Below are 22,697 nucleotides of genomic sequence, written 5' to 3'. Positions count from 1 at the left end.
GGTGACCGGAGGTCAGTCCAGGCCGAGGACGTCCATCGTGTGCTCGGCCATGCGCCGCTCGCCCAGGGCGTTGGGGTGGACGGGAACGAGGCTGTGCCCGAAGAGCAGCGGTTCGATCCAGCGGGTGCCGGGGGCCTCGCAGGCGTCGTGGCCGTCGGACACCCCGGAGAAGTCCACGTAGGTGGCTCCGGTCTCCTCGGCGGCCCGCCGGACCGCGTCGTTGAGGTGTGCCTGGATGGCCCGCAGGTAGGGCACGTCACCGGCGGCGAGGGGGAGCTTCAGGAAGCAGGACGGGTCGGCGGTGGCCGGGGTGATCCACGGGTAGCCGAGAGCCGCCACCCTGGCGTGTGGAGCCCTGGCGCGGACGCCGAGCAGCGCTTCCTTGAGCGCGGGGTACGTGTTGGCCTCGATCTCGTCGTCGAAGGAGGTGCCGTGCCTGTCCTTGCAGGGGCTGCCCTTGCCGCCGCTGAGGACACCCGCCGTGCCGCAGGCCGTGATGGCGTTGATGAAGGTGCTGTTGTCGTTGCCGCCGATGGTGAGCGTGACCAGGTCCGTGCCGGTGCCGAGCGCGTCCAACTGGGGTGCGACGCCCGGGTACTGGGCCCGCGTGAAGTCGGCGGTCTGCGCGGCGCCGCAGGTGACGTCCGTGAGGCGGGCGCCCGTCGTGTCCGCGATGACGTGGGGGTAGTTGGCCGTCGAGCGCAGACAGAGCAGGTTGGCGGGGTCGACGGGCAGGACGCCGGAGCCGGCGCTGTAGCTGTCGCCGAGGGCGACGTAGTCCAGTGTCGGAGTGGCCTGGGCGGGCGCGGCGTGGGCGGTGGCGTCGGTGAGGCCGAGGGCGAGCGTGCCGACGGCGGCGACTGTCGCGGTCATGACACGGCGAAGGACAGGCTTCGGCATGTGCTCTCTCTTCTTCCGGAGGAGGGCGGCAGCGGGTTACCCGGTGGTTCTACTTTTGAGTAATGTGCAGGGCTGTTGACTCGAAGTCAACGTTGCTGACCGAACTTCTCGCGGAGGACGTGCCTGCCGCCGTTCGACGAAGTCGATTGATTTTCGATCGATTCCCATTGAAGATCGATACATGCACCGTCTTCTCATCGCCGCGCTCCGCGCCGGTATCGCCGCAGCGGTCCTGCTCGGCCTCTTCGGGCAGATCGTCGTCATTCCCACGACGGCGTCCGACGAGGCCGACCGCTTCCCGCCCTACGAACCCTTCGCCGTGCCCTACGCGACGGTGGCCATCCTCGGCGTCGCCTGCGTCCAGGTCGTGCTGTGCGCGGTGTGGATGCTCCTGGACATGGTCGAGCGCGACGCCGTCTTCTCCCGGCGGGCGTTCCGCTGGGTCGACACCGTCATCGGGGCCACGGTCGTGGCCACACTGCTGGCGTTCGGCGTCGCCGTGCACCTGGCCGTCGCGGAGATCCCCTCCCCTGACGACGACGGCATGCAGGTACTCGGCGCACTCGGCGCCGCGGTCGCCTGCGTCGGTGTCGGCGCCGCCCTCGCCATGCTCGTCGTCGTCATGCGCGGCCTCCTGGGCAAGGCGACCGCGCTGCGCAGCGAGCTGGCCGAGGTGGTCTGACACCACCTCGGCCCGCCACGGGGTCCTGCTCCCTGCGGGATGCGACGGAGGTCCGGGCCCTGCGAGTGAGCGGCCCGCCGTCGCCGGCACCTCTCCCGCCTCCTGGTGCGGCGCGTCCCCGCGTGCGTGCCCGACCACGCCGTCGGCGCCCAGTTCCCCGACGTCCGCGGCCTCATCGCACCGGCGGCGTGCCGCTGCACCCGGGAGCGGCCGCGGCGTACCGGTCGCCGCACGGTCAGGGGTTGTCGTCAGGCTTCCCGAGCCTCGACATCCTGCCCGCCCGCCCCGGAGGCCCACCGTGCAACCCACCGAGTCCGAACTGGCCGACGCCGTCCACCGGGCGGCCCGCGCGGCCCTGCTCGACCTGTTCCGCGAACACCCCGACCACCGGTTCTACTACTGCACGCTGGTGACGTCCGGGAAGGGCTACGGGCCCGCGCTGTCCGCCTGGTCGGCCGAGGCCCTGGCCGCCGAGTCGGAGCGGCAGGGATGCGCGCCGCTCGACCTCAAGTGGTCGTACGCCGACTCCCCGTTCTGCTGCTACGGCGAAGCACACCTGGAACCGGTCCGGCCGCTCTTCGATGCCCGGGGCGACCTCTTCGACCTGCCGGACGACGCGGCGGACGCGGAGTTCGAGCAGCGCCTGCGCGCCATGGAGACGGCCGTGGCCCGGCTGGACGCCGAAGGCGTCTTCGGCACCGGCGCCGACCGGCACCGCGTCGTCGCCACCGTCGAGGTGCCGTCCGAGGACGGCAACGACGAGCGGCCCCTGCGGCTGAATCCGCCCGAGGCGCCGGCGGACTGGGCGGTCGAGACGGGCGCGGACGTCGTCGGCCGGCGCCGACGGACGCGCCCTCGCTGTTCTAGAGTTGCCCTCACCAGTGCAGACGACTCTGTGGACCTGTGAGGTACTCACCAGCCATGACGACCGAAACGTTTGAGTTCCAGGTAGAGGCGCGTCAGCTGCTCCAGCTGATGATTCACTCCGTCTACTCGAACAAGGATGTCTTCCTGCGCGAGCTCGTCTCCAACGCCTCCGACGCGCTCGACAAGCTGCGCCTCGCCGCCCTGCGCGACGACGCTCCGGACGCCGACGTGAGCGACCTGCACATCGAGTTGGAGGTCGACAAGGACGCCCGCACCCTGACCGTGCGCGACAACGGCATCGGCATGTCGTACGACGAGGTCACCCGGCTGATCGGCACGATCGCCAACTCGGGCACCGCCAAGTTCCTGGAGGAGCTGCGGGAGGCCAAGGACGCGGCCGGGGCCGACGGTCTCATCGGACAGTTCGGCGTCGGCTTCTACTCGGGCTTCATGGTGGCGGACGAGGTCACCCTGGTCACCCGGCACGCCGGCGAGACCGAGGGCACCCGGTGGACCTCCCGCGGCGAGGGCACGTACACCCTGGAGCGGATCGGCGAAGCCCCGCAGGGCACCGCGGTCACGCTGCACCTAAAGCCGGCCGACGTCGAGAACCAGCTGCACGACTACACCTCCGCGTGGAAGATCAAGGAGATCGTCAAGCGGTACTCGGACTTCATCACCTGGCCGGTCCGCCTGCTGCCGGAGCCCGGCGGCGACGGCAGCGACGGCGAGGGCGCCGAGGCCCGCGAGGCGGAGACGCTCAACTCGATGAAGGCCCTGTGGGCGCGCCCGCGCGACGAGGTGTCCGACGACGAGTACCACGAGCTGTACAAGCACATCGCCCACGACTGGCGCGACCCGCTGGAGACGATCCGGCTCCAGGCGGAGGGCACCTTCGAGTACCAGGCCCTGCTCTTCGTGCCCTCGCACGCCCCGCACGACCTGTTCACCCAGGGCTACCAGCGCGGCGTCCAGCTGTACGTGAAGCGCGTCTTCATCATGGACGACTGCGAGGAGCTGCTGCCGCCGCACCTCCGCTTCGTCAAGGGCGTCGTCGACGCGCAGGACCTCTCGCTCAACGTCTCCCGCGAGATCCTCCAGCAGGACCGCCACATCCGGATGATCCAGCGCCGGCTGACGAAGAAGGTCCTCTCGACGGTCAAGGACCTCAGGACCTCCGCGCCGGACCGCTACGCCACGTTCTGGCGCGAGTTCGGCGCGGTGCTCAAGGAAGGCCTGGTGACCGACTCCGACAACCGGGACGCGATCCTCGCCGCCTGCTCGTTCGCCTCCACCCACGACGCCGAGGAGCCCACCGCGCTCAAGGACTACGTGGAGCGGATGAAGGAGGGGCAGGACGACATCTACTACATGACGGGCGAGTCCCGGCAGGCCATCGAGAACTCCCCGCACATGGAGGCGTTCCGGGCCAAGGGCGTGGAGGTCCTCCTGCTCACCGACGCCGTCGACGAGGTCTGGGTCGACGCGGTGGGGGAGTACGAGGGCAAGACGCTGCGCTCGGTGGCCAAGGGGGAGATCGACCTCTCCGGCACCGAGGCGGACAAGAGCGACGCCGAGAAGGAGAAGCAGGGCGAGGAGTACGCCGGGCTGCTCGGCTGGATGACCGAGCACCTGGGCGAGGAGGTCAAGGAGGTCCGGCTCTCCTCCCGCCTCACCGTCTCCCCGGCGTGTGTCGTCTCCGACGCGGGTGAACTGACGCCCGCCCTGGAGAACATGTACCGGGCGATGGGCCAGGAGGTGCCCGGCGCCAAGCGGATCCTGGAACTCAACCCCGAGCACCAGCTGGTGAAGTCCCTGAACCGGGCCTGGACCGACCGGCAGGACCGCGCCGAGCTGACCGAGACCGCCGAACTGCTGCACGCCCTCGCGGTGCTCGCCGAGGGCGGCCGGCCCAAGGAGCCCGCCCGGTTCGTGCAGCTGATGGCGGACCGCCTGGAGCGCACCCTGTAACCGGCCGGAAGCACTCGGAAGAAAGCCCCGGAAGGAAGCTCCGGAAGGAAGCTCCGGAAGGAAGACCCGGAGAGGCCCGGCAGAGAGAGGCTCCACGCCGTCCGCCATCCGCATGGCGAGACGGCGTGGCGTCCGGAGCCCGCTCCTCCGTATCTTCGTACGCATGTATGCATCGGCTCCGCAGCTGTGCCTCGCGCTCTTCGCGTGCTCGGCGTGGTGCGTCGACGACGGCCTCTGTCGCCGCTGACCCTCCGGACCGGCCGCGCTCCCCGCGCCGCCGGTCCGCCCGCGTCCGCCGTCCCCGTGCACACCACCCCGGAGATCCTTCCGTGACCACCGCATCCCCGGCCGGGCCGTCCCCGGCCGCACCGCCGCGCCCGTCCACCCCGCTGTTCGCCCCCTCGCCCACCTCCTCGGCCCGGCCCGAGGCACCGTCCCTGCCGCCGGTGCGGCGGACGCCGCTCGCCGTGTCCGGGCTGCTGGCCGTCGCCCTGACCGCCTACGTGTGGTCCGCGCACGGCGCCAAGCCGGGCGTGCTGCTCCTGCTCGGCCTCGGTCTGGGCCTCGCCCTCTTCCACTCCCGGTTCGGCTTCACCTCCGCCTGGCGGCAACTGGTCGCCGTCGGCAACGGGACCGGGCTGCGGGCGCACGCCCTGCTCCTCGGCACCACGGCCACCCTGTTCGCGCTCGTCATCGGTACGGAGTCCGGACTGTTCGGCTCCCAGCCCGCGCCGTCCGCCGGACCCATCGGCGTCGGTCTGTTCACCGGTTCGGCGCTCTTCGCGATCGGCATGCAGCTCGGCGGCGCCTGCGCCTCGGGCACCCTGTTCGCGGTCGGCTCGGGGCAGACGTCGATCGTGCTGACCCTGGGCGGCTTCGTGGCGGGCGCCACGCTGGCCGCCTGGCAGTTCGACCTGTGGAAGGACCTCCCGGCCTGGGAGCCCGTCGTGCTGTCCGAGCACCTCGGCTGGTTCGGCTCCTGGGCCGTGACCGTCGCCGCACTGCTCCTCGTGGTGCTGGTCAGCCGACGGATCCAGGCCCGCCGCAACCCGCCGCCGCTGGGCGCCGTGCCCTCGGCCCACCGGGCAGTCGTCCGGGCCGTCCGCGGGTCCTGGCCGCTGGCCGTCGGCGCCCTCGCGCTGGCCCTGCTCGGCGCGGGCGTCCTGCTGGTCTCCGGCGGCGCCTGGGGTGTCACCAGCGCGTTCAGCCTGTGGGGCTCGGAACTGGTCGGCGCGCTCGGCGGCCACCCGGAGAACTGGACCTGGTGGCAGCGGCCCGGCAACGCCGAGATGCTGGCCGGTCCGGTGCTCGCCGACAAGACCAGCCTCACGGACATCGGCATCATGATCGGCGCAGCCGTCGCCGCCTCGCTCGGCGGCACCTGGGCGCTGCACCGGGGCATCCCCTGGCGTACCGCCGTGGCGGCGGTGCTGGGCGGCGTACTGATGGGCATCGGCGCCCGGCTGGCCGGCGGCTGCAACATCGGCGCCTACCTCGCGGGCATCGCCTCGGGAAGCCTCAGCGGCTGGCTGTGGGGGGCCTTCGCGCTGGCCGGCACCTGGGTGGGCCTCAAGCTGCGGCCCCTGTTCGGCCTGGGCAACCCGAAGCCGGGCGACGGCGTCTGCTGACAGGGGAGGCCCGTGCGGCGCGGGGGTCAGGCCCGCGCCGCACGGGCTGCTGGGGGCGCCGCCCTTCTAGGGGGCGGGCCGGTCCGTGGTGGTGATCCGGGCGATGGCCTCCAGGGTGAGGGCGCGGCCGTGCGGCTCACGCGCCAGGGCACGGTGCAGCGTCAGGCCCTCGATGAGGGCGTCCAGCTGGCGGGCGGTGCCGGGGTCGAAGTGCTTCTCCAGGTGGACGCGGCTGCGGCGCATCCACTCGTGGGTCAGCTCCCGGTAGGCCGGTTGCCGCGCGGCGAGCGTGTACAGCTCCTGGGTGAGCACCAGGTCGCGCTGGCTGTCCTCGGACAGCTCGTGCACCAGGTCGGCCACCGCTTCCCGGGCCTCGTCGCGGTCGGCGGCGGCGCCGAGATGCTCGTCGAAGACCGCGACGATGTGGTCGGTGAACCGGCCGAAGGCCTCCCGCAGCAGTTGCTCGATGCCGGTGAAGTGGTACGTCATCGAGCCGAGCGGTACCCCCGCGCGCTGCGCGATCCTCCGGTGGGAGACGCGTGCGATGCCCTCCTCGGCGATCAGGTCGAGGGTGGCGGCGAGGATGCGCTCCCGCCGCTGCGGATCCGTGTGTCCGGTTGCCATGGGAGCAGACTTACACGTTCCGCACCGGCCGGGCAGGGTTGCCGACCGCCACGACGTTCGCCGGTACGTCCCTGGTGACGACGGCACCGGCACCGATGACGGAGTTGTCCCCGATGGTGACGCCCGGCAGCACGATCGCGCCGCCGCCCAGCCAGACGTTGTCGCCGATGACGATCGGGCGGGCGGCCTCCAGCTTGTCCCGCCGCGGTCCGGGCTCCAGGGGGTGCGTGGGGGTGAGCAGCTGGACGTTCGGCCCGATCTGGCAGTCCTCGCCGATGGTGATCGCCGCGACGTCCAGCGCCGTCAGGTTGTAGTTGACGAAGGTGCGCGCGCCGACGGTGATGTTGCTGCCGTAGTCGACGTACAGCGGCGGCCGCACGTGGGCCTCGGCACCCAGGGAGCCGAGCAGTTCGACGAGGAGCGGGCGCGCCGCCTCCGCGTCCTCCGCGTAGGCGGCCTGGTAGCGGGCCGCCAGCCGTACCGCCTGCTGCTGCCTGCGGGCGATCTCGGGGTCGTCGGCGATGTAGAGGTCGCCCGCCTGCATGCGTTCGAGGTTGGTGCGGGAGTCGCCCGCGAAGTGGTCCGTCGGCATGCGTCCGATCCTACCCCCGAAAGCGTACGAACGTACACTCCCATGGGGGTCGCGTCGCCCGGTGGTACGGCTCAGTCGCGCCGGGGCCGGAGCACCCCTGCGCACAGCAGCACGAGGAGCCCCGCGAGCGGCACCACCAGCAGGCCCACCCGCAGGCTCGTCGCGTCGGCGACCAGCCCCACGACCGGCGGCGAGAGCAGGAAGCCGAGCCGCATCAGCCAGGAGACGAGGGTCAGGCCCGACCCGGGCTTGAGGCCGGGCAGTTCGTCGGCCTCGTGCATGGCCGCCGGTACCAGCGTCGCCACCCCGAATCCGGCCGCGGCGAATCCGAGGACCGTGCCGGGCACCGTCGGCACGGCCAGCGCCAGACCCATGCCGATCGCGGCGATCAGGGCGCCGGAGCGGGCCACCGCGCGCTGGCCGAAGCGGTCCACGAGCCGGTCGCCGACGATCCGGCCGACGAACTGCGCGCCGACCAGGGCGACATACCCGGACGCGGCCAGTGCCGCCGTCGCGTGCAGCGAGTCGGAGAGGTAGAGAGTGGCCCAGGACATGCCCGCGTCCTCGACGAGGGTGCCGGCCGTGGCGATGAGGACGAGGGCGGCCAGCACCCAGCCGGTGCGCAGGCTGGCCGCCGGGGCCCGGCTCGGTGGCGGCGCGGAGTCCTCGGCGCCGGTGTCCGCGGCCGGTTCGGCCTCGGTCTCGGGGCCGGGCAGGCAGTAGCGCAGGGCGACGCAGGCCGCGACCGCGAAGACCACGGCGGACAAGAGCAGGTGCGGGCCGCGCGCGACGCCGAGCGCGATCGCCGCGGCGGCCATGGACCCGCCGGTGACGGCGCCGATGGACCAGATGGCGTGGAAGGAGTTGATGACGGAACGTCCGTAACGGCGCTGCACCCGCAGGCCGTGGGCGTTCTGCGCGACATCGGTGAAGGCGTCCGTCGCCCCCGCCAGGAACAGCGCGCCCGCGAACACCACCACCGAGTCGGCGAGTCCGGCGGCGAGGATGCCCACCCCGGTCAGCAGCGTGCCGCCGACCGCGACCCGTGCCGAGCCGAACCGGCGCACCAGGATCCCGGCCGCCAGCCCGGCCGTGACGGCTCCCGCCGGGAACGCCGCCACGGCCAGTCCGTAGGCGGCGTTCCCGATACCGAGGTCCGCCTTGATCTGCGGATAGCGCGGCAGCAGGTTGGCGAACAGGGCCCCGTTGGTGAAGAACAGCACGGCGACGGCCACCCGAGCCCGCCGATCGGCCAGGGCGGGCCGGCGCAGTACGTCAACAGTCATGCGCGGGAGCCTACCCGCCGGGGCGTACGAACGTACACTCCGGGCGATCCCCGGCCGGGGGAGGCTGCTCAGCGCCTCTTGGCGCACAGGGCCGCGTCCACGGTGCCCTGGAGATGACGCAGGCTGTCGCCCTCGGCCGCCCACGTCGTGGTGTAGACGGTCACCGTGCCCCGGCCGCCCGTGGCCCGGCCGCCGCCCACCGAACCGCCGGGCAGGTCGCCGCCGTGGCCCCAGTAGACGCCGCCGCAGCTGAGCGGGATCGAGGCGACGCCGTACCCGTAGCGACTGCCCGCCGGGTAGACGTCGCGGCCGCCGATGTCGGTGGTGTCCCGCGTCATCAGGCGCACCGCCCAGCCGGGCAGCAGGCGGCCGCCGAACAGACCGTCCCAGAAGGCGTTCAGGTCGACGGGGGTGGACACCAGGCCGCCGGACGCACCGAACTCGTACCCGGGCAGCTCGGTCACGTCCACCCTGCCGTCCTGCGGGTGCGCGGGGTGCACGCCGTAGTTCCGGGCGTGCGGGCCGCGCAGGTCCAGCTCGCCGGGCGCGGGCCAGTAGGTGTCGTCCAGGTGCAGCGGGCGCAGGATCGTGCGCTCCACGTACGTGCGGAAGCCGACCCCGGACACCTCGTCGATCACCATGCCGAGGACCAGGTAGTTGGTGTTGGAGTAGCCCCAGTCCGTGCCGGGCTCGAAGACGGGCTCCGCGTCGAGCGCCAGGGCCAGGTACTCCTCGGGCGTCCCCGGCCGGGTCCAGTCCACCAGCGCCGAGTACTCCGGCAGCCCGCTGGTCTGCTTCAGCAACTGCCGTACGGTGAGGGGACTGTCGGCCAGCTGCGGCACGTAGGAGCCCGCGCGGTCCCCGAGGCCCAGCCGGCCGTCCGCCACCAGCCGCAGCACCGCGGTCGCGGTGAACGCCTTGGTGTCGCTGGCGAGCCGGAACCGGCCCCGCTCGCCGGTCATCGCCCGGCCCGATTCCAGGTCGGCGACGCCCGAGGTGCGGGTCGTCCTGCCGTCGTACGCGAGTGCGCCGGGAACGCCGTCGCGTGCGGTGAGCAGGTCCAGTTGACGCTGTACGGCGCCGGGGTGGCCGGGGCGGCCCGGGTGGGCCGCCGCCACGGGCGCGAGCGCACCGGTGAGTGCGGCGGCGAGCAGGACCGCGGCGACGAGGCGCTTGCGGTGCATGTGTCTTCCCCCTGTTCGTGGCCGCCCGACTGCGGCGGGCGGACGGTGTCCGTTCACCGACGACCCTCTCAGGGCCGGGAAGGAAGATCAGTGGGACTGGCCCCCGGCCCGGGGGTGTCACCAACACCCCCGCCACCATCCCCTCGCCCCCCTCGCCACCGTCCTCGTGCAGGCGCGTCCGGTGCCTCAGCTCAGCAGGCCGGCGACGAGCACGGCGAACTCCTCGGGGGTGGCCAGCCGGACGCCGAGCTGTTCCGCCTTGGCCCGCTTCGAACCCGCTCCCTCGCCCGCGACGACCAGTGACGTGTTCTTGGAGACGCTGGAGGAGGAGCGTCCGCCGGCCCGCTCGATGAGTTCGTTCATCTCGTTGCGGCTGAGCCGTTCCAGGTTGCCGGTCATCGCGCCGGTGACGACCACCTTCATGCCCGCCAGCGGCCCGCCGTCACCCGGTGCCTCGGCCGTCGCCCCGTCCGCGCCGTCAGTGTCCGCGGGCCGGGGCGGGGTCGCGCCGGGCTCGGTCATGTTGACACCGGCGGCGGCGAGCCTGTCGATGAGCGGGGCGAGTTCGGCGATCTCCGCGACGACGGAGGGGGCCTTCTCCACCCCGATGCCGTCGACCCGCTGCATGGCCTCGGCGTCGGCGGCGCGTATGTGGTCCATGGTGGCGAAGTACCGGGCGATGCGCCGGGACATGGACCGGCCGGTGCCCCGGACGCCCAGCGCGCACAGCACCCGGGACAGCGGCTGCTCCTTGGCCCGGGCCAGCGCGGCGAGCAGGTTGTCGGTGCTGGTCTCGCCCATCCGCTCCAGGGCGAGCAACTGCTCGCGCCGGAGCAGGAACAGGTCGGCCAGGTCGGCCACGAGCCCGGCCTCGACGAGCTGGACGACCCGGGTGGTGCCCAGCCCCTCGATGTCGAGCTGGTCCCGCCCCGCGGCGTAGGCGAGGGAGGCGACCAGGTGGCAGTTGCGGCCCTGCGCGCACCGCCAGCGCTCCTCGCTCGTGTCGATGTCCGAGCCGCAGCGCGGACACGCCTCGGGGAAGACGATGGGCTGCTCCTCGCCCGTCCGCAGATGTGCGACCGGTGCCTCGATGCGCGGAATGACGTCACCGGCGCGGTGCACCATGACGTGGTCGCCCAGCCGCAGACCGCGACGGGTGATGTCGGCCGGATTGTGCAGCGTGGCGTACGTGATCGTGGAGCCCTCGATGACCACCGGCTCCAGGACCCCGCGCGGCGCGATGATGCCGGTACGGCCGACGTTCCACTCCACCTCGAGCAGCCGGGTGATCTTCTCCACGGCCGGGAGCTTGTACGCGATCGCCCACCGCGGCGCCCGCGAGCCCGACCCGGCGGCCCGCCGGTCCGCGGCGAGGTCCGCCTTGACGACGATCCCGTCGATGCCGAACGGCAGCTCGGCACGGAGTGCGGCGATCTCCTGGACCCGCGCCACCACCTGCTCGGGCGTCCCGACGACCACGTCCGGCACCGCGGTCCCGGCGCTGGTGTGCACGCCGAGCCCGGCCGCCGTCTCCATCAGCTCGCTGTACGGCAGCTCCTCCAGCCGCCCCGCGAGCGCCGCGTCGGTGCCGGGCAGGGCCAGCAGGCCGTAGCCGAAGAAGGTCATCGGCACCGTGTAGGCGCGCTCCTTCGCGCGCAGGGTGCCCGCGGCCGCGTTGCGCGGGTTGGCGAAGGGCTGCCCGCCGTGCCGGATGCGCACCTCGTTGGCGTGCTCGAACTGGGCCGTCGTCATCAGGATCTCGCCCCGCACCTCGACGGTCACCGGCTCCGCCAGCGTCCCGGGCAGCCCCTCCACGGTGCCGATGGCGTGCGAGACGTCCTCGCCGGCCGTGCCGTCGCCCCGCGTGATCAGCCGGGTGAGGCGGCCCTCCCGGTAGCGGGCGGCGACCGCGAGGCCGTCCAGCTTGGGACCCACGCCGAACCGCGTGACCTCGCGGTCGATGCGCCGGGCCAGGGACGCCGTCCAGACGGTGAACTCCTCCGGCGAGAACACGTTGTCCAGGCTGAGCATCGGCACCGTGTGCGGCACGTCCCCCTCGGCCGCGCCGCCGGCGACCTTGCCGGTGGGGGAGTCGGGCAGCACCTCGTCGGGGTGCTCGGCCTCCCACGCGGCGATCCCTCTCGCCAGCCGGTCGTAGGCGTCGTCGTCCAGCGGGGAGGAGCCGCCCGCGTAGTAGGCGGCGGCCGCGTGCGCGGCGTCCTCGACCGCCTGGGCGTAGGCGGTGGCGTCGACGATCACTGCTGCGGGAGTAGTCATGGCCCGAATCATGCCGCCCACCACTGACAACGGGTCCGCGCCGCCGCGCGGCGGCCGCTCCGCTTGCGGAGCCGCCGACATGGGGTTTCGGTTGAAGCGATTCGCCACCGCCCCGGGAGCTGTCATGTCGATGTCGTCGTTCGGATTCGGTGCGTCCGATCCGTTCAGTGATCTGTTCAACCGGTTCTTCGGAACGTCGCCCGCGTCCTCGCCCCCGGCGGTGCAGCGGGTGCCGATCGGCCGGATGCTGACCGAGTCCTCGCAGGAGCTCCTCAACCTGGCGGCACGGCGGTCGCTGGAGGACGGGACGTCCGACCTGGACACGGAGCACCTGTTGTGGGCGGCCACGAAGGTCGAGCCCGCGCGGGGGCTGCTCGCCCGGGCGGGCGCCGACCCCGACGCGCTCGCCTCCCGGATCGCCGAGGTCCTGCCCCGCGAGGCGGGCGAGCCGTCCGCCGAGCCGGGCCTCACCCCGGCCGCCAAGCGCACCCTCGCCACCGCCTACGCCCGCTCCCGGGCCTCCGGCGTCTCCTACATCGGCCCCGAGCACATCCTGGGCGCCCTGCTGGCGGACGGCGACACGGGCGCGGCCCGGCTGCTGGGCGCCCAGGGGCAGGACATCGGCAAGCTGGAGGGGCTCACCGAGCAGGCCGCCCGTCCGGGCGGGGCCCCGGGCGACGACGGCGGGAGACCGGCCACCACGCTGGACGAGTACGGACGGGACCTGACCGACGAGGCGAAGGCCGGGAAGCTCGACCCCGTCGTCGGCCGCGCCGAGGAGATCGAGCAGACCGTCGAGATCCTCTCCCGGCGCTCCAAGAACAATCCGGTGCTGATCGGCGAGCCCGGCGTCGGCAAGACCGCCATCGTGGAGGGACTGGCCCAGCGCATCGTGGCCGGTGAGGTCCCGAACACGCTGAAGGACAAGAGGGTGGTCGCCCTCGACCTGTCCGCCATGGTGGCGGGCGCGCAGTACCGGGGCCAGTTCGAGGAGCGGCTCAAGAAGGTCATCGAGGACGTCCAGCAGGCCCGCGGCGACATCATCCTGTTCATCGACGAACTGCACACCGTCGTCGGCGCCGGAGCGAGCGGCGAGAGCTCCATGGACGCCGGCAACATGCTCAAGCCGGCCCTCGCGCGCGGCGAACTGCACGTGGTGGGCGCCACGACCATCGACGAGTACCGCAAGTACGTCGAGAAGGACGCCGCCCTCGAACGCCGCTTCCAGCCCGTGATGGTCCCCGAGCCCTCGGTCGAGGAGACGGTGCAGATCCTGGAGGGCCTGCGCGACGCCTACGAGGCGCACCACCAGGTCCGCTTCGCCGACGGAGCGCTGACCGCGGCGGCGGAGCTGTCCGACCGCTACGTCAGCGACCGCTTCCTGCCCGACAAGGCGATCGACGTCATGGACCAGGCGGGCGCCCGGGTACGGCTGCGCAGCGCGAGCCGTTCCACCGAGGTCGTCGGCCGCGAGGACCGCATCGCGAAGCTGCGCCGGGAGCAGGAGCAGGCCGTCGCGGCCGAGGACTACGCCCGCGCGGGCGAGCTGAAACGCGAGATCGCCGAGGCGGAGGGCGAACTGGCGGGCATCGAGGAGCGCCGCGAGGGCGTCGTCTCCGTCACCGCCGACGACATCGCGGACGTGATCTCCCGCCGCACCGGCATCCCGGTCTCCCAGCTGACGGCGGGGGAGAAGGAGCGGCTGCTCAGGCTGGAGGAGGAGATGCACGCCCGGATCGTCGGCCAGGACGAGGCGGTCACCGCCGTCTCGCGGGCCGTGCGCCGCAACCGGGCCGGCATGGGCGACCCCGACCGCCCCGTGGGCTCCTTCCTCTTCCTCGGCCCCACCGGTGTCGGCAAGACCGAGCTGGCCAAGACCCTCGCCGAGCTGCTGTTCGGCGAGGAGAACCGCATGATCCGCTTCGACATGAGCGAGTTCCAGGAGAAGCACACGGTCGCCCGGCTCGTCGGCGCGCCCCCGGGCTACGTCGGCTACGAGGAGGCCGGCCAGCTCACCGAGAAGGTCCGCAGGCAGCCCTACAGCGTGGTCCTGTTCGACGAGGTGGAGAAGGCCCACCCCGACGTCTTCAACACGCTGCTGCAGATCCTCGACGACGGCCGCCTCACCGACGGACAGGGACGCACCGTCGACTTCCGGCACTGCGTGGTCATCATGACGTCCAACATCGGCGCCCACCGCATCCTCGACCACAAGGGCGACGTGTCCGACCTCAAGAACGAACTCATGCAGGAGCTGCGGGGCCGGTTCCTGCCGGAGTTCCTCAACCGCATCGACGAGATCATCGTCTTCCACGGCCTCACCGAGGACGACCTCTCGCGGATCGTGGACCACCTGCTGGCGCAGAGCGAACGGCGGGTGCACGCCCAGGGCATGACACTGAAGGTCACCGAGGCGGCCAAGAAGCTGCTGATCGCCCACGGACACCAGCCGGAGTTCGGCGCCCGACCGCTCAGGCGCACCATCCAGGCCGAACTCGACAACCGCGTCGCCGACCTGCTCCTCGGCGGCGAGGCCGACCCCGGCGACACCATCGTCGCCGACGTGGTCGACGACTCCCTGCACTGCACGGTCGACAAGTCCGGCACCGCACGACCCGCGGAGGCGAGCGGCACATGAGCACCGTCGAGGAAACGATCGAGATCGCCGTACCGGTGCGCACCGCGTACGACCAGTGGACCCAGTTCGAGTGCTTCCCGCGGTTCATGACCACCGTCAAGCGCGTCGAACAGGTCAGGCCCGCCGTGACCCTGTGGGTCGTCGGACTCGGCCCCCTCCGCCGGGAGTTCGCGACCGAGATCGTGGACCAGGTGCCCGACTCGCACCTGACCTGGCGCAGCCTCGGGCAGCGCCACGGCCACCGGGGCGAGGTGACGTTCCGGCCGGGCGAAGGGGAGCACACCTCGGTGACCGTGCGGATGTCGGCCGAGCCGCGCGGACTCACGGGCGTACTCGCCCTGGTCCCCGGGGCGGCCGGCCGCGTGGTGCGGCGCGAACTCGCGCACTTCAAGGCGTACGTCGAAGGACACGGGGAGGCGAGCGGCGCCTGGCGGGGAACCATCCGCGACGGCCAGGTGCGGCCGGAGGAGCCGGAGCCGCCGCGCAGCCGGGTGGCGGTCTGGCCCGTGGGCTGAGAGGACCCGGCTCCGTACCCGGGCCCCGTACCCCGAAGACAGCGAACGAGAGGCGATCCCCCGATGAAGAAGCCGCCCAGGGACGAACCCCGGGACGACCTGACCGTCACCCCGCCCAAGACCTGGGCCGCGGGCGTGCCCGCCGTGGTGCACGCACTGGAGTACTCCCTGGCGCAGACGTCCCCGAAGGAAACCGCGGTGGACCTGCTGACCATGAACCAGGTCGACGGAATCGACTGCCCGGGCTGCGCCTGGGCGGACCCCGCACCCGGCCACCGCCACCGCAACGAGTACTGCGAGAACGGCGCCAAGCACATCAACGACGAGGCGACGACACGGCGGATCACCGCGGACTTCTTCCGCGAGCACTCCGTCTTTGACCTGGCCCAGCGCTCCGACCTGTGGCTGAACCAGCAGGGGCGCCTGACCGAGCCGATGGTCAAGCGGCCCGGCTCCGACCACTACGAGCCGATCAGCTGGCGCGACGCCCTCGACCTGCTCGCCGGGGAACTGAAGGCGCTCGACAGCCCCGACGAGGCGGTCTTCTACACCTCGGGCCGGGTCAGCAACGAAGCCGCCTTCGTGCTGCAGCTCTTCGCCCGCGCCTACGGCACCAACAACCTGCCCGACTGCAGCAACATGTGCCACGAGTCGAGCGGCTTCGCCCTGCACGAGACCCTCGGCACCGGCAAGGGCACCGTCAGCCTCGACGACCTCCACCACGCCGACCTCATCTTCCTGGTGGGACAGAACCCCGGCAGCAACCACCCGCGGCAGCTGTCCGCGCTGGAGCAGGCCAAGCGCAACGGCGCCCGCATCGTCGCCGTCAACCCGCTCCCGGAGGCGGGGCTGCTGCGGTTCAGGAACCCGCAGAAGGCCAGTGGGGTGATCGGCCAGGGCGTCCGCATCGCCGACCGGTTCCTGCACATCCGGCCCGGCGGCGACCTCGCCCTGTTCCAGGCACTGAACCGGCTGCTGCTCGAGGCCGAGGACGCCCGGCCCGGCACGGTCCTGGACCACGCGTTCATCCGCGACAGCACCAGCGGCTTCGAGGAGTTCGCCGAGCACGCCCGGCAGGCCTCCTGGGACGACGTGACCGCCACCACCGGTCTGACCCGCGAGGAGATCGAACGGGTCCGCGACGAGGTACTGCGCAGCAAGCGGGTCATCGTCTGCTGGGCGATGGGCATCACCCAGCACAAACACGGCGTGCCCACCATCCGGGAGATCGTCAACTTCCTGCTGCTGCGCGGCAACCTCGGCCGGGCCGGAGCCGGCGCCTGCCCGGTGCGCGGCCACAGCAACGTCCAGGGCGACCGCACCATGGGCATCTGGGAGCAGATGCCGGACTCCTTCCTGGACGCCCTGCGCGACGAGTTCGGCTTCGACCCGCCGCGCGCCCACGGGCTCGACTCGGTCGACTCGATCAAGGCGATGCGGGAGGGCCGGATCAAGGTCTTCCTCGGCGTCGCGGGCAACTTCGTGCGGGCCGCCCCCGACAGCGCGGTCACCGAGGAGGCCATGCGCAACTGCCGCCTGACCGCCCACGTCTCCACCAAGCTCAACGGGTCGCACACCGTCTGCGGGCAGACCGCGCTGATCCTGCCCACCCTCGGCCGGACCGAGCGCGACCACCAGGCGGGCGGCGAGCAGTTCGTCACGGTGGAGAACTCGATGAGCGAGGTGCACACCTCCCGGGGACGGCTCAAGCCGGCCTCGCCCCTGCTGCTCAGCGAGGTCGCCATCCTGTGCCGGCTCGCCCGCCGCACCCTCGGCGCGGGCCCCGGGAACGTGCGCTGGGAGGAGTTCGAGGCCGACTACGGCACGATCCGCGACCGGATCTCCCGGATCGTGCCGGGCCTGTACGACTTCAACCGGCGCGTGGCCCGCCCCGGCGGCATCCGGCTGCCCAATCCCGTCAACGAGGGCGTCTACCGCACCGCCACCGGCAAGGCCGTGTTCACCCGCAACACCTGGAGCGTGCCCGACGTGCCCGAGGGCCACCTGCTGCTGCAGACCCTGCGCTCCCACGACCAGTGGAACACCATCCCCTACACCCTGAACGACCGCTACCGGGGCATCCACGGCAGCCGCCGGGTGGTCATGGTCAACCCGGACGACCTGAGCGCCCTGTCCCTGGCGGGGGGCGACCGGGTCGACGTCGTCGGCGTCTGGCACGACGACACCGAGCGGCGCGCCGAGGGCTTCGAGGTGGTCCCGTACCCCACCGCCCGCGGGTCCGCCGCCGCGTACTACCCGGAGACCCAGGTCCTGGTCCCGCTGGACAGCGTCGCCGACATCAGCAACCAGCCCACCTCCAAGGGCATCGTCGTCCGGCTGGAGCGCGTGACCCCGTAGCCGCATCGTGAGACGGGCCCCGCCGCGGGAATGGCGGGAAGCGGGGCCCCGTTGACACCTGTCATGCCCGACTCTTCCCCACGGTCCACGGCCGGACGCATGCCGCTCGCCGTCTACATCCTCGGCCTGTCCGTCTTCGCCCTCGGCACCAGCGAGTTCATGCTCTCCGGACTGCTGCCGCCCATCGCCGACGACATGGACGTGTCGATCCCGCGAGCCGGGCTGCTGATATCGGCGTTCGCGATCGGCATGGTGGTCGGCGCGCCGCTGCTGGCCGTGGCGACCCTGCGCCTGCCCCGCAAGACCACGCTGGTCGCGCTGATCTCGGTGTTCGGCGTCGGCCAGGTCGCGGGCGCGCTCGCGACGAGCTACGAGGTCCTGTTCGTCTCGCGGGTCGTCAGCGCGCTCGCCTGCGCCGGCTTCTGGGCGGTGGGCGCGGCCGTGGCCATCGCGATGGTGCCGGTGACCGCGCGGGCCCGCGCGATGGCCGTGATGATCGGCGGACTGTCCATAGCCAACGTCCTCGGCGTCCCGGCGGGCGCCTTCCTCGGCGAGCACCTGGGCTGGCGGTCCGCGTTCTGGGCCGTGGGCGGCGCGTCCGCCGTCGCGCTCGTCGGCGTGGTGACCCTCATCCCCCGCATCCCGCTGCCCGAGCGGCGGCCCCGGCTGCGGGGCGAGCTGGCGATCTACCGGGACCGCCAGGTCTGGCTGTCCATCGTCGTGACCGCGCTCGCCGCCGGCGGCGTCTTCTGCGCCTTCTCCTACCTCGCCCCGCTGCTCACCGACGTCGCCGGACTGGCGGACGGATGGGTACCGACCGTGCTGGCGCTGTTCGGCGTCGGCGCGCTCATCGGCACGACGATCGGCGGCCGGGTCGCCGACGCCCACCTGTTCGGCGTACTGCTCTCCGGCATCACCGCCTCGACGGTGCTGCTGGCCGCCCTCGCGCTGTTCGCCTCCAGCCCCGCCGTCGTGATCGTCCTGTCGCTGCTGCTCGGGGTCTCCGCGTTCTACACGGCGCCCGCGCTCAACGCGCGCATGTTCAACGTCGCCGGTGCCGCCCCCACCCTCGCGGGCGCGACGACGACCGCCGCGTTCAACCTGGGCAACACCGGCGGGCCCTGGCTCGGCGGCACGGTGATCGACGCGGACCTCGGCTACGAGGCCACCGCCTGGGCGGGCGGGGCGATGACCCTGGTCGCGATCGCCTTCGTCGCCGTCTCCCTGCGGCTGCACACCCGGTCGCGCGTCGTGACGGGCGGCGGCCCGGCCAGCGAGACCGCGAACCTGGAGCGGGCCCAGCGGGTGTGACCCGGGCCCCGGCGTTCACCGTCGCCGGGGCCGCTTCGCGACGGCCCCGGCACAGCGGTCGGCCAGCCCGGCGAACGCCTCCTCGAGCGCGGGCGGGCCGACCACCTCGATGTCGGCGTCGTAGAGGCAGAAGGCGGCCGCGAGCGAGGGCCACGACCAGGCGCCCATGGTGAGCCGGCAACGGTCGGGACCCAGCTCCTCGACCGTCCCGTCGGCGGCGTGCGGGGACACCGCGGACGCGGGCAGGCGGAGTACGGCCGTGCCGCGGCAGGGCCAGTCCCCGGAGCCGTCCGAGCCGCGGAACCTGCCGGTCAGGAAGGCGGCCACGTCCCCGCCGGGCAGCTCCCGGGGCGTGAAGCGCGGTCCGGTGGGCGTGCGCGGGGTGATCCGGTCGGCGCGGAAGACCCGCCAGTCCTCGCGGTCCAGGTCCCAGGCGACCAGGTACCAGCGCCCACCCCGGGCGACGAGATGGTGCGGCTCCACCCGGCGCGGGGGCGGCGCCTCCTCGGCTGCGGTGGCCGCGGCGCGGGCCGGGGCATGGTCGAAGCGCAGCACCTCGCGTGCCTGGACGGCGGCGCTGAGCGCCATCAGGACCCCGGTGTCCGTCTGGGGCTGCGGCCGGGGCGCGGACCGTGTGACGGAGGTGACCTCGAGGGCGTCGATCCGGTGCCGCAGCCGGGCGGGCATGAGCTGGCGCAGCGTGGTCAGGGCGCGCTCGGCCCCGTCCTCGATCCCGGCGCCGGTGGCCGCGGCGGTCCGCAGCGCGACCGCGAGGGCGACCGCCTGCTCGTCGTCGAAGAGCAGCGGGGGCAACCGCGTCCCGGCGTCCAGGCGGTAGCCGCCGTCGGGGCCCTTCACCGCCCGGACGGGGTAGCCCAGCTCCCGCAGCCGGTCGACGTCGCGGCGCAGCGTGCGCGCGCTGACGTCCAGCCGCTCGGCGAGCACCGCGCCGGGCCAGTCCCGGCGGGCCTGGAGCAGCGAGAGCAGGGACAGCAGCCGGGCCGAGGTCTTCTGCATGACCACCATGCTGGCGCACATAGCGGCCACAACCTGACCGCTACCTGAAGCAGAGTGGGCACCGCGGGGCCGGACCGGTCCCGCGACGGCCCGCACCGCGGGGCCGTCCCCCGTGATGACAAGGAGCCCGTCGTGACCGCCAAAGCCGTGACCCACCTCACCTTCCGCGGCGACGCCCGCGAAGCCCTCACCTTCTACCGGGCCGCGTTCGGCGGGGACCTGACAGTGGTGACGTACAAGGACGCCGGCGACGTCCGGGATCCCGCCGCGGCCGACCAGGTGATGTTCGGCCAGGTGTCCACCGCCGACGGCCCGAGCGTGATGGCCTACGACGTGCCGTCCGACCTGCCCTACCACCAGGGCGAGAACGCGTTCTTCGTCTCCGTCCGGGGTGAGACCACCGAGGAGATCACCGCGTACTGGGAGAGGCTGGCCGAGGACGCGACCGTCCTGCGGCCGCTCGGGGCCGCCCCGTGGGCGCCCCTGTACGGCATGCTGCGGGACCGGTTCGGCGTCACCTGGGTCCTGGACGTCGTGAGCGAGTACAACGCGTGAGCGTGCTCGACGCCCGGTCGCTGAACCGGGCGGCCCTCGCCCGGCAGTTGCTGCTCGACCGCGCGGACCACCCGGTGCTCGGCGCCGTCGCGCACCTCGGCGGCATGCAGGCACAGGAGCCGCAGGAACCGTTCGTCGGGCTGTGGTCGCGGCTGCGCGACTTCGCCCCGCGGGCGCTCGACGACCTGCTGACCGGGCGTCGGGTGGTGCGGACCCACCTGATGCGCCGCACCGTCCATCTCGTCACCGCCGAGGACGTACTGGCCTGGCGGTCGCGCCACGACGCCATGCTGCGCGGACGCGTCCTCGGCACCTACCGCCGCGAGCTCGCCGGGGTCGACCTCGACGAGCTCGCGGCGGCGGGCCGCGCGGTCCTGGCCGACGGCGAGCCCCGCTCGATGGGGGACCTCGCCCGCGCCGTGGCCGCGCGGTGGCCGGACGCGGGACCGCGGCCGCTGGGGGAGCTGCTGGTCGCCGCGCTGATCCCGACGGTGCAGTTGCCGCCGCGCGGACTGTGGCGCACCAGGGCCGGGGTACGCAACGCCCCGGTGGCCGACTGGCTGGGCCGCGAGGTGGACCCGCCGGCCCCGCCGGGCACCGATCCGGTCGGGGAGGAGCTGGTACGGCGCTACCTGGCCGCGTTCGGGCCGGCCGCCTCGGCGGACCTGCGTGCCTGGTGCGGGCTCGCGGGGCTGCCGGCCGCGGTCGCGGCGGTGCGCGGAGAACTGGTCTCCTTCCGCGACGAGCGGGGCCGGGAACTGCTGGACCTGCCCGACGCCCCGCGGCCCGACCCCGGCACCCCGGCACCGGTGCGGTTCCTGCCCGCCTTCGACAACGCGGTCCTCGGCTACCAGGACCGCGGCCGGATCATCGACGACCCGCACCGCGGCCTGTCGGTCACCGGCGCCCGCTTCGTCCTCGTCGACGGGAGGGTCTCGGCGACCTGGACCGTCAAGGACGGCACGGTGACCGTCGCCCCGCTGCGCCGGCTCACCCGGCCGGAGCGCGCCGAGGTCGCCGCGGAGGGGCAGGCCCTCGCGTCCTTCCTCTCCGAGGGCGGGAGCGACCGTGCCACGGTCGGGGCGGCACCGCCCTGAGCGGCCGGGCCGGCCCGCGTGAAGGCTCGGCGCCCGGCGGCGTCACGCCCCGGGCACGACGTCGGCGACGACGCAGCTGACGTTGTCGGGACCGCCGGACCCGTTGGCGAGGGCCACCAGTTCCCGGACGGTCGCCCCGGGCTCACCCGGGGCGGCCAGCACCCGGCGGATCTCCTCGCCCGGCACCACCGCCGACAGGCCGTCGGAGCAGAGCAGGCAGCGGTCCCCGGGCCGGGCGTCCTGCAGACGCATCTCCGCGGTGGCGTCGGCTCCCCGGCCCAGGGCCCGCACCAGCAGCGACCGCTGGGGGTGGGACGCGGCCTCCTCCGGCGTGATGCGGCCCTCGTCGACCATCGACTGCACCACGGTGTGGTCGTGCGTGATCTGGAACAGCTCCCCGTCGCGCAGCAGATACACGCGCGAGTCGCCGATGTGGACGAGGCCCAGCTGCGACCCCGTCCAGAGCATCGCGGTGAGGGTCGTACCGGCCTGCTGCCGCGCGGGACCGGAGCCCACGGCGTCGTGCACGGCCCGCTCGGCCTCCTCCACCGCGTCCGCGAGGACGTTGAGGAGACCGTCCGCCGGGACACCGCCGCTCTCCAGCCGCCGCAGCGACTCGACGGCGGCGGCGCTCGCCGGAGCGCCCTCGTCGCCGAAGCCGTCGGCGACGGCCAGCAGGCGGGAACCGGCGTAGGCGGTGTCCTGGTTGCTCTCGCGGACCAGGCCGGTGTCGGAGGCGGCGGCGTAGCGCATGCCCAGGGCGGGAGGGGTGGCAGACATGGCGGGATCCTTCCGGGTCAGGTGGTCGACGAGGAAGGCGGCCAGGTCCCGTCGGGCGGCGGTCTCGGCCTCGGCCCGTGCCCAGAAGGCACGGACCTCCCCGGCCGCCGCTCCCGCGTCCAGCGAGCACACGTGCCGGATGCGGGCCAACGGCATCCCCAGGCGGCGCAGCCAGGCCACGAGCCGGGCCCGTTGCACCTGTTCCGGGGCGTAGCGGCGGTAGCCGGTGACCGGGTCGACGCGGGCGGGCGGCAGCAGGCCCAGCTCGTCGTAGAGCCGCAGCGCCTTCGGCGACAGCCGGGTCGCCTTCGCGAACGCCCCTATGGTCAGCAACTCCACGTCCACGTGCCCACTCCTCCTCGTACCGGGCGCGTCGCCCGGTGACACCGATGCTGCGGCCTGCCCCGAGGTGAAG

18 protein-coding genes are annotated in these 22,697 nt (G+C 73.2%); 10 read left to right on the top strand and 8 right to left on the bottom strand.

Going from position 1 to position 22,697, the window contains the following annotated elements:
* Nucleotides 1–12: 12 nt before the first annotated feature.
* A complete protein-coding gene (locus R2E43_RS01585) occupies nt 13–900 on the bottom strand; it encodes an SGNH/GDSL hydrolase family protein (protein WP_189284024.1) in 888 nt (295 codons plus the stop codon).
* A gap of 181 nt (nt 901–1,081) precedes the next feature.
* Between R2E43_RS01585 and R2E43_RS01580 the strand changes: the two genes are divergently transcribed.
* The 4 genes from R2E43_RS01580 (at nt 1,082) to R2E43_RS01565 (ending at nt 6,048) form a co-directional block, all read left to right on the top strand.
* Nucleotides 1,082–1,582 (top strand): DUF2975 domain-containing protein, encoded by a 501-nt coding sequence (locus R2E43_RS01580; protein WP_003971631.1) that lies wholly within the window; start codon nt 1,082–1,084, stop codon nt 1,580–1,582.
* Between the two features lie 298 nt (nt 1,583–1,880).
* Nucleotides 1,881–2,489 carry a DUF4303 domain-containing protein gene (locus tag R2E43_RS01575; RefSeq protein WP_231909032.1) on the top strand — a complete coding sequence of 203 codons (609 nt, stop codon included), beginning with the start codon at nt 1,881–1,883 and terminating at the stop codon, nt 2,487–2,489.
* Between the two features lie 14 nt (nt 2,490–2,503).
* Entirely contained in the window at nt 2,504–4,420 is a 1,917-nt protein-coding gene (gene htpG, locus R2E43_RS01570) for a molecular chaperone HtpG (RefSeq protein ID WP_003971629.1), read from the top strand.
* 329 nt (nt 4,421–4,749) lie between these two features.
* Entirely contained in the window at nt 4,750–6,048 is a 1,299-nt protein-coding gene (locus R2E43_RS01565) for a YeeE/YedE family protein (protein ID WP_332055828.1), read from the top strand.
* 66 nt (nt 6,049–6,114) lie between these two features.
* Here the strand turns inward: R2E43_RS01565 and R2E43_RS01560 are convergent, their stop codons facing one another.
* The 5 genes from R2E43_RS01560 to ligA form a co-directional block, all read right to left on the bottom strand.
* The gene (locus R2E43_RS01560) at nt 6,115–6,672 is read right to left on the bottom strand and encodes a TetR/AcrR family transcriptional regulator (RefSeq protein WP_011031717.1); all 558 of its coding nucleotides are present in this window, start codon (nt 6,670–6,672) and stop codon (nt 6,115–6,117) included.
* A gap of 10 nt (nt 6,673–6,682) precedes the next feature.
* A complete protein-coding gene (locus R2E43_RS01555; protein ID WP_319119820.1) occupies nt 6,683–7,264 on the bottom strand; it encodes a sugar O-acetyltransferase in 582 nt (193 codons plus the stop codon).
* A 71-nt stretch (nt 7,265–7,335) separates the two neighbouring features.
* Nucleotides 7,336–8,550: an MFS transporter gene (locus R2E43_RS01550; protein WP_332055827.1), complete on the bottom strand. Its 1,215-nt coding sequence runs from the start codon at nt 8,548–8,550 to the stop codon at nt 7,336–7,338.
* A 68-nt stretch (nt 8,551–8,618) separates the two neighbouring features.
* Nucleotides 8,619–9,734 carry a serine hydrolase domain-containing protein gene (locus R2E43_RS01545; RefSeq protein ID WP_332055826.1) on the bottom strand — a complete coding sequence of 372 codons (1,116 nt, stop codon included), beginning with the start codon at nt 9,732–9,734 and terminating at the stop codon, nt 8,619–8,621.
* Nucleotides 9,735–9,920: 186 nt separating this feature from the next.
* Nucleotides 9,921–12,011: an NAD-dependent DNA ligase LigA gene (gene ligA / locus R2E43_RS01540; RefSeq protein ID WP_332055825.1), complete on the bottom strand. Its 2,091-nt coding sequence runs from the start codon at nt 12,009–12,011 to the stop codon at nt 9,921–9,923.
* 124 nt (nt 12,012–12,135) lie between these two features.
* On the opposite strand from ligA, the gene R2E43_RS01535 reads away from it, so the two are divergent.
* The 4 genes from R2E43_RS01535 (at nt 12,136) to R2E43_RS01520 (ending at nt 18,833) form a co-directional block, all read left to right on the top strand.
* Nucleotides 12,136–14,649: an ATP-dependent Clp protease ATP-binding subunit gene (locus tag R2E43_RS01535; protein WP_332055824.1), complete on the top strand. Its 2,514-nt coding sequence runs from the start codon at nt 12,136–12,138 to the stop codon at nt 14,647–14,649.
* Nucleotides 14,646–15,164: an SRPBCC family protein gene (locus R2E43_RS01530; protein ID WP_003971620.1), complete on the top strand. Its 519-nt coding sequence runs from the start codon at nt 14,646–14,648 to the stop codon at nt 15,162–15,164. Before R2E43_RS01535 ends, R2E43_RS01530 begins: the two co-directional genes overlap by 4 nt.
* 63 nt (nt 15,165–15,227) lie before the next feature.
* On the top strand, nt 15,228–17,522 hold the full coding sequence (locus tag R2E43_RS01525; RefSeq protein ID WP_003971619.1) for an FdhF/YdeP family oxidoreductase: 2,295 nt from the start codon (nt 15,228–15,230) through the stop codon (nt 17,520–17,522).
* A 99-nt stretch (nt 17,523–17,621) separates the two neighbouring features.
* Nucleotides 17,622–18,833 carry a Cmx/CmrA family chloramphenicol efflux MFS transporter gene (locus R2E43_RS01520; RefSeq protein ID WP_093457679.1) on the top strand — a complete coding sequence of 404 codons (1,212 nt, stop codon included), beginning with the start codon at nt 17,622–17,624 and terminating at the stop codon, nt 18,831–18,833.
* 15 nt (nt 18,834–18,848) lie between these two features.
* Here the strand turns inward: R2E43_RS01520 and R2E43_RS01515 are convergent, their stop codons facing one another.
* Nucleotides 18,849–19,850 carry a helix-turn-helix transcriptional regulator gene (locus R2E43_RS01515; protein WP_332055823.1) on the bottom strand — a complete coding sequence of 334 codons (1,002 nt, stop codon included), beginning with the start codon at nt 19,848–19,850 and terminating at the stop codon, nt 18,849–18,851.
* A gap of 132 nt (nt 19,851–19,982) precedes the next feature.
* Here R2E43_RS01515 and R2E43_RS01510 point away from each other — a divergent pair, with 132 nt between their 5' ends.
* Together R2E43_RS01510 and R2E43_RS01505 are read left to right on the top strand one after the other, a co-directional pair.
* Nucleotides 19,983–20,405, top strand: coding sequence for a VOC family protein (locus R2E43_RS01510; RefSeq protein ID WP_332055822.1), 423 nt, complete (start codon nt 19,983–19,985; stop codon nt 20,403–20,405).
* Nucleotides 20,402–21,502 (top strand): winged helix DNA-binding domain-containing protein, encoded by a 1,101-nt coding sequence (locus tag R2E43_RS01505; protein WP_191850314.1) that lies wholly within the window; start codon nt 20,402–20,404, stop codon nt 21,500–21,502. Before R2E43_RS01510 ends, R2E43_RS01505 begins: the two co-directional genes overlap by 4 nt.
* Nucleotides 21,503–21,544: 42 nt before the next feature.
* Here R2E43_RS01505 and R2E43_RS01500 read toward each other — a convergent pair whose 3' ends face one another.
* Nucleotides 21,545–22,621 carry a MerR family transcriptional regulator gene (locus R2E43_RS01500; RefSeq protein ID WP_332057099.1) on the bottom strand — a complete coding sequence of 359 codons (1,077 nt, stop codon included), beginning with the start codon at nt 22,619–22,621 and terminating at the stop codon, nt 21,545–21,547.
* Between the last annotated feature and the right edge of the window lie 76 nt (nt 22,622–22,697).

This window comes from Streptomyces violaceoruber (assembly GCF_033406955.1).
Classification (GTDB): Bacteria; Actinomycetota; Actinomycetes; order Streptomycetales; family Streptomycetaceae; genus Streptomyces; species Streptomyces violaceoruber.
Note: the sequence above shows the minus strand (reverse complement) of the source record. Positions and strands in the feature narration are given on the sequence as shown.

Excerpts from the sequence above, each read along its gene's own strand:
- R2E43_RS01530 (WP_003971620.1), top strand. The coding sequence starts at position 14,646 with ATGAGCACCGTCGAGGAAACGATCGAGATCGCCGTACCGGTGCGCACC.
- R2E43_RS01560 (WP_011031717.1), bottom strand. The coding sequence starts at position 6,672 with ATGGCAACCGGACACACGGATCCGCAGCGGCGGGAGCGCATCCTCGCC.
- R2E43_RS01535 (WP_332055824.1), top strand. The coding sequence starts at position 12,136 with ATGTCGATGTCGTCGTTCGGATTCGGTGCGTCCGATCCGTTCAGTGAT.
- R2E43_RS01520 (WP_093457679.1), top strand. The coding sequence starts at position 17,622 with ATGCCGCTCGCCGTCTACATCCTCGGCCTGTCCGTCTTCGCCCTCGGC.
- R2E43_RS01585 (WP_189284024.1), bottom strand. The coding sequence starts at position 900 with ATGCCGAAGCCTGTCCTTCGCCGTGTCATGACCGCGACAGTCGCCGCC.
- R2E43_RS01525 (WP_003971619.1), top strand. The coding sequence starts at position 15,228 with ATGAAGAAGCCGCCCAGGGACGAACCCCGGGACGACCTGACCGTCACC.
- R2E43_RS01515 (WP_332055823.1), bottom strand. The coding sequence starts at position 19,850 with ATGCAGAAGACCTCGGCCCGGCTGCTGTCCCTGCTCTCGCTGCTCCAG.
- ligA (WP_332055825.1), bottom strand. The coding sequence starts at position 12,011 with ATGACTACTCCCGCAGCAGTGATCGTCGACGCCACCGCCTACGCCCAG.
- R2E43_RS01545 (WP_332055826.1), bottom strand. The coding sequence starts at position 9,734 with ATGCACCGCAAGCGCCTCGTCGCCGCGGTCCTGCTCGCCGCCGCACTC.
- R2E43_RS01555 (WP_319119820.1), bottom strand. The coding sequence starts at position 7,264 with ATGCCGACGGACCACTTCGCGGGCGACTCCCGCACCAACCTCGAACGC.
- R2E43_RS01550 (WP_332055827.1), bottom strand. The coding sequence starts at position 8,550 with ATGACTGTTGACGTACTGCGCCGGCCCGCCCTGGCCGATCGGCGGGCT.
- R2E43_RS01580 (WP_003971631.1), top strand. The coding sequence starts at position 1,082 with ATGCACCGTCTTCTCATCGCCGCGCTCCGCGCCGGTATCGCCGCAGCG.
- htpG (WP_003971629.1), top strand. The coding sequence starts at position 2,504 with ATGACGACCGAAACGTTTGAGTTCCAGGTAGAGGCGCGTCAGCTGCTC.